5 protein-coding genes are annotated in these 5,599 nt (G+C 39.3%); 4 read left to right on the top strand and 1 reads right to left on the bottom strand.

What is annotated here, in order from left to right; genetic code table 11:
• Positions 1–569 (bottom strand): MgtC/SapB family protein (locus tag ACOVO2_RS18690; RefSeq protein WP_421771433.1); only part of this gene is annotated, 569 nt, incomplete at its 3' end.
• 215 nt (positions 570–784) lie between these two features.
• Here ACOVO2_RS18690 and ACOVO2_RS18685 point away from each other — a divergent pair.
• The 4 genes from ACOVO2_RS18685 to ACOVO2_RS18670 form a co-directional block, all read left to right on the top strand.
• Positions 785–1,294 (top strand): hypothetical protein, encoded by a 510-nt coding sequence (locus tag ACOVO2_RS18685; protein ID WP_421771432.1) that lies wholly within the window; start codon positions 785–787, stop codon positions 1,292–1,294.
• A gap of 3 nt (positions 1,295–1,297) precedes the next feature.
• Positions 1,298–3,016, top strand: coding sequence for a lamin tail domain-containing protein (locus ACOVO2_RS18680; RefSeq protein ID WP_421771431.1), 1,719 nt, complete (start codon positions 1,298–1,300; stop codon positions 3,014–3,016).
• 34 nt (positions 3,017–3,050) lie between these two features.
• Positions 3,051–3,932, top strand: coding sequence for a serine hydrolase (locus ACOVO2_RS18675; protein ID WP_421771430.1), 882 nt, complete (start codon positions 3,051–3,053; stop codon positions 3,930–3,932).
• A gap of 169 nt (positions 3,933–4,101) precedes the next feature.
• Positions 4,102–5,599, top strand: a 1,498-nt coding sequence (locus ACOVO2_RS18670) for a metallophosphoesterase (protein WP_421771429.1), incomplete at its 3' end; no start/stop codon positions are given.

Raw genomic sequence — 5,599 nt, 5'->3', positions numbered from 1 at the left:
TTCACAATCCAAACTCCACTTATATTTTCGTGAGTTTTGTTTTGAGTACCACGTTCGGCCGCAAGCCCAAACTGCTCAAATTTTTCTTCGTAGTGTTTCAGAGATTTGCTTCTAAATTTACACACAATTCGATAAGTACGAATCGTGTTCTTTTTCTTAATAAACTGTTGAATCGGCACGAGCGAATAAAGAGCTGCCACTACCAAAATCATGGCCACAAATCCAGTTTCGTAAAGTCCATTGCCAAAACCTACGCACATTCCGAGAGCCGCCGTAACCCAAGCTGCGGCTGCCGTCGTGATGCCGGTGATACGGCCGTTGGAGTTATCTCTGAATATGATTCCGCCACCCACAAAGCCAATTCCCGTAACAATATTGGCGGCAATTCGAGCGGGGTCGGAGCCAAGTTTGATTGAGATAATCGTAAAAAGAGTAGAGCCCAAACAAATCAGAATCATTGTCCGTAAACCAGCCGATTTGCTGTGGTATTCTCGCTCAAGCCCGATAATCGCCCCAGTGCCTGCCGAAATGAGTAGTTTGATAATATCCTCAGTTATAAAATTCATCATTGCATTTTTCCTTGTTGAATACTTATTTTTATTGAGCCAAAAGTATAATTAATTTTGGTTGATAATCTAAAAACTTTCTGGTTTAATATTAAGTTTTTGATTGAATGAAAAAACTTAACACGTTTTTTTTGTTTTTTTGTGCAATGTTTAGTGTCTTTGCGTAATAATTATATAACATTAATTTAACGAAAAGTTAATATTAAACATACAAAAAAATGAAATCCGAAATCAAACAACAGGCTACCGAAATTGCAACTGCCTTAGCAGCAGTGGTTAGTGGCGAATCGACTAACAAAAAAATTAGGAAAGCTATTGAAAAATCGGCCGAAAAATTAGCAAAACAAGTTGCTGAGATTAAGAAAGATGCTGAAAAGAAAGAGAAAAAAGAAGCAAAGAAGGCGGAGGAAGAAATAAAAAAAGCATTAAAAAAGGCCGAAAAAGAAGCTGAAAAGGAAGCTAAAAAAACTGCTAAAAAACTCGAAAAAAAAGCTGAAAAGAAAGCCGATAAAAAAGCCGAGAAAAAAGCTGGAAAGAAAGATGAAAAGAAGAGTAAAAAAGCTGAAAAGGAAGTAAATGTAGTGGAGCAGCCAGTAGCCACAAAACCTGCGGTAGCACCGAAACCGACAGTTACAAAAAAGGCAAGCCCAGCTAAAGCCCCAGCTAAACCAAAACCTGTGGCACCGACAAAGGTTGTAAAAACCGAAACAGTAGAAACTAAAGAATAACCTATGAGAAAATGGTGTAAGTCAAATATTTTTCGAATAGCAGCAGCATTGGCTTGCACCATTTTTTTTGTTTCGTTTAAGGTATCGGCTCAGAGTGTCAATGAGTTGATTATTAGTGAAATAATGGCCGACCCAACGCCTACGAAGGGTTTGCCCGAAAAAGAATATATCGAACTTTATAATAGAAGCGATAAAGTTATCGACCTCAATCGTTTCAGACTTACCTATAATACAACTACCGTAACTTTTCCGAGTTTTTTATTGCAACCCAAAAGCTACGCGATTGTCACGAGCCGCACCAACGAAGCCGATTTTAGGCCTTACGGAAATGTGGTGGCACTTACGAGTTTTTCGCTGCTCAATACAGGCACAACGCTTACGATCAGGAATCCACAAAACAAAACAATCTTCTCGGTAACATATTCAGATAAATGGTACGAAAAAGGTAAAGACCAAGGCTACGCACTCGAAATGATTGATACCAATTTCCCGTGCGTAGAAGAAGGAAATTGGACTTCATCATCGGCAACTTTGCAAGGTACGCCCGCCAAAGAAAATGCCGTAAAAGCCTCAAAACCAGACCTTACTCCTCCATCATTGAGCCGCTTTGAGATTACGGGCGGCACAAATGTGAAATTAATTTTCTCCGAAAAACTGGATAGTCTTTCGGCAGTCAGTATCAATGCGTATAGTTTTGATAAAGGTTTGAAAATCAATGCTATATCCATCGAATCTCCGCAAAATGTGAATGTAAATCTTAGGCTAAATTCTGTTTTGCAAGAGAATACACTTTACACACTTACTGCCAAAAATATAGCCGATTGTTCGGGAAATGTGTTGCTTTCGGCACAGGCTCTTTTGGGAAGCCTAAAACCTGCCGATTCAGGAAATGTGGTGCTAAACGAAGTGCTGTTTAATCCACGAAGTGGGGGAGAAGATTTTGTGGAAATTTATAACCGAACCGATAAACTAATTTCGCTTAAAAATTGGGCTTTGGCTAATGTAGATGCTACTGGCAAAATTGCCAATATCCGTACCATTGCAACTACTGATTTTGTATTGCAACCGAAACAATTTTTAGTGCTTTGCCGAACTGCCAGTGCCGTTCAAAGTCAATATTTCAAGGCTGTAAAAGCAAATTTTTTGGAAATTCCTTCAATGCCCTCATTTCCAGACGATGAAGGCTCCGTAATTTTACTCAACGAAACCCAAAAAGTTTTCGACCGATTTGATTATACCGAAAAAATGCACCATCTTTTGGTTGATGAAAAAGAAGGTGTTTCGCTCGAAAAAATTGATTATCATAAAACTTCTACCGACCCGACCAATTGGCAATCAGCGGCCTCGACCGAAGGCTTTGCAACACCTGGCTATGCCAATTCTCAGCTTTTGGTTGATAGTCAGGAAAGTGTTTTTAAAATCGAACCCGAAGTTTTTACGCCCGATGGCGATGGCCAAGACGAAGCAACAAAACTCACTTTCCAACTCGACCAAAGTGCGTATGTTGCCAATATTCAAATCTACGATGTCAATGGTCGATTGGTTCGTCAACTTGCTCAAAATCAATTACTTGGCGTGAATAGTAGTTTTGAGTGGGATGGTAAAGCAGCCAATAATGAAGTTGTGCCAGTTGGGTATTATGTTTTGTTGGCCGAACTTTTCAATACCAACGGAGAGAAAAAACACTACAAAGGCAAAGTTGTTGTTGGTAGCCGATTCTGAGTAAAAAAACTTTCATTTTCATCAAAATTACAAAATGCAAAAACTATTTTTTACCCTCATTTTTTCTGCAATTTTAATGGATATTTCTGCTCAGAAACCAAGCCTTGAAAGTACAAAAACTGCCATCGAGGCAAAACTCAAAACCGTTGAAGGTGAGTTTGCCGTAGCGTTTAAAGACTTACAAACGGGCAAAACACTCTTCATCAACGACAAAGAGAACTTTCACGCCGCTAGCACCATGAAAACACCTGTGATGATTGAGGTTTTTAAGCAAGCCAAAGCAGGGAAATTTAAGTTAACCGATTCGATTTTGGTAAAAAATGAGTTTAAAAGTATCGTGGATGGTAGCCCGTACAGCATGGATATTGCCGATGATAGTGGAGACGGAATGTATAAAATGATTGGCAAAAAAATGACAATCTATGACCTAACCTATCAGATGATTATTGTAAGTAGTAATCTGGCTACTAACATTTTGATTGATTTAGTCGATGCTAAAAATGCCAATGAATCAATGAGAAAACTCGGAGCAAAAGATATTCAAGTGTTGCGTGGCGTAGAAGACCAAAAGGCATTTGATAAGGGCTTGAGCAACACAACTACGGCATATGATTTGATGTTGATTTTTGAGAAAATTGCTCAAAATAAAGTGATTGATAAGAAATCGTGTGAAGAAATGCGTAAGATTTTATTCGACCAGAAATTCAATGAAATCATTCCCGAGAAACTTCCAAAAACCGTAAAAGTTGCCCATAAAACAGGTTCAATTACGGGCGTTCAGCATGATTCGGGCATTATTTATTTGCCCGATGGGAGAAAATATGTGTTGGTGCTTCTTTCAAAAAAACTTAAAAATGCCGATGCGGGCGTAAAAGTTTTATCCGAAGTCTCGGAGATGATTTATGAGTTGATGTAGATAAAAAGGTATTCGATTGAAATTAAAAAAAATGTAACAAAGGCCTTAAACTTTCTTGGTTAAAATTTATCTAAAGATAACTAACCTAATCAAAGCCCTAATGCATTTCTTAAAATCTAAAAACCTATCTAATTTTTTTGAGACTAAAGTATGGATAATCTTTTTCCTTTTGCTTTCCAAAAGTTATTCAATCTCAGCCCAAACAAAGACTATTATCTTAGGTCGGCCAACCGATAAGTCAGTCACGGCCAGTATTCTTTTTGATAAAAAAGTAGATTTCTACTTAGAATTTGGCACTCAAAAGGGGAGTTATACTTCAAAAACAGCAGTGCTGACTAATACCGCCAATACGCCCAATGAAGTAGATATGCAGGGGCTTATGGCCAACACAAGATATTATTATCGTTTGCAATATCGACTTTCAGGAACCGCAAATTATACGCCAACACCCGAATATACCTTCATTACTCAGCGTCCATCGGGAGCAGCCTTTACGTTTGCAGTAGAATCTGACGAACACCTCTACGACAAAAAAGGTGTAAGGAGTATTTATAAACTTACCTTACAAAATCAGCTTAAAGAACAATCCGATTTTATGCTTTCGCTGGGTGATATTTTTGGCGATGACCACACCCCAACTACTACAACCAGCAAAGACATGGACGACCTCCATAAAGATTACCTCCAATATTTGGGCGAAGTCTGCCACTCAATGCCGTTTTTTGTTTGTTTGGGCAATCACGAAGGCGAAAATGGCTATTATCTGAAACAAACACCTCCCAATAATATTGGCGTATATGGCACGCTTTGGCGAAAGTTTTATTACCCAAACCCACTTCCGAATAGTTTTTATACAGGAAATGTAAATAAAGAAGCCTATGGAATGGATTTGCCCGCCAATTATTACGCTTGGACTTGGGGTGATGCAACTTTCATCGTACTGGATGTTTACCGCCACTGTGATGTAAACGAAAAACCACAAAACTGGGACTGGACGCTCGGAAAAGCTCAGTACGATTGGTTCAAGAAAACCCTCGAAGAAAGTAAAGCAAAATATAAGTTTGTTTTTTCGCATCATACCCGTGGGCAAGGACGTGGAGGAATTGCCACTGCTAAAGGCTACGAATGGGGTGGTGTTGGCGGCAAAGGAACGGATGAATTTAAAGCTAATCGACCAGGCTGGGACTTGCCAATTCACCAATTAATGGTCAAAAATAAAGTTACAATTTTCTTTCAAGGTCACGACCACCTGTACGCACAAGAGCAGCTTGATGGGGTAGTGTATCAAGAAGTACCAATGCCGTCGGACTCTACTTATCAGATTGGTGCATTGGCTAATGCTGATGCTTATACCGATATCACACTCGACGGAACTGGCCATTTGAGCGTAAATGTAAGCCCTGAGCGAGTAAAAGTTGACTTTGTAAGAGCATTTCTACCTGCCGACACTAAAGATGGAAAACATAAAAATGGTGAAATAGCTTATTCCTACACGGTTGATGCCGACGGTAAATTAACGAAAGGTACAAGTTTAGGGAATATATTTTCTTATTCCAGCACAGGTGGTGGCACAGGCGGAGGAAATGGAGGTGGCAATGGCGGCGGCAATGGTGGAGGAAATGTGGTATTAGCTAATGAGCCTACGCAAGATGATTTTGTAAAGGTTT

Origin of the sequence: Emticicia sp. (genome assembly GCF_049241225.1) — a bacterium.
Taxonomy (GTDB): domain Bacteria; phylum Bacteroidota; class Bacteroidia; order Cytophagales; family Spirosomataceae; genus Emticicia.
The sequence above is the reverse complement of the archived record's forward strand: the minus strand, read 5'-3'. Positions and strand labels throughout refer to the sequence as shown.